The organism is Vibrio clamense (assembly GCF_050337905.1).
In the GTDB taxonomy this organism is placed as follows: Bacteria; Pseudomonadota; Gammaproteobacteria; order Enterobacterales; family Vibrionaceae; genus Vibrio; species Vibrio cortegadensis.
This window is the reverse complement of the sequence record NZ_JAKJTJ010000071.1, coordinates 1-789: the sequence shown is the minus strand read 5'-3', so window position 1 is coordinate 789 and position 789 is coordinate 1. Positions and strand designations below refer to the sequence as shown.

1 protein-coding gene is annotated in these 789 nt (G+C 47.8%); it reads right to left on the bottom strand.

The window, feature by feature from the left end; genetic code table 11:
• The coding region (locus tag L4C39_RS20150; protein ID WP_429747761.1) for a VCBS domain-containing protein at positions 1-789 on the bottom strand (789 nt) is incomplete at both ends.

Genomic DNA, 789 nt, shown 5'->3' with positions numbered 1-789 from the left:
GTAGACGTTCCGGTTATCGTCGACTGGTCATCTGCTCCATTAATGGTCACGGTCACTTGTTTTTGTGTGCCGTCTGCTGATGTAACGTTGATGACTTCGGTTGTTTGTTGTCCCGCTGAAAGTGCTTGTACTTTTGGATTGGTATTATCTAAGGTGAAAGTCCACAAGCCAGCTTCAGTGATAGAGAAGTGCCCATACTGTGTGGGYGTATCCRTTTGYGMGGTGAAGTGATCTTGCTGTGYATCCTGATCGGCGACATACAGTTGATCAGACACCGTTGATTGACCATCTTCAGTGACAACACCGGTGGTGAATCCCGTAATGTGTGCTTGATCATCATGCCCTTTAACTGTGACCACAATCTCTKGCTGTGTACCGTCGGAGGTGTGCACCATGAAATGCTCGGTCACGGTGTCTGCACTGGTCAGCTTTTGCGAGGTAAGCAGGTAATCCCATGATCCATCGGGTGATAAATTAAAGGTGCCGTATTGCCCCTGAGCAYTTTGTTGTGCAACAAAGTGGGTGTGGTCTTGTGCATCCACATCATGGGCAACGAGTTTACCATTGGCCTGTAMATATTGGTCTTCAGTGACGGTGCCGGTAGACGTTCCGGTTATCGTCGACTGGTCATCTGCTCCATTAATGGTCACGGTCACTTGTTTTTGTGTGCCGTCTGCTGATGTAACGTTGATGACTTCGGTTGTTTGTTGTCCCGCTGAAAGTGCTTGTACTTTTGGATTGGTATTATCTAAGGTGAAAGTCCACAAGCCAGCTTCAGTGATAGAGAAG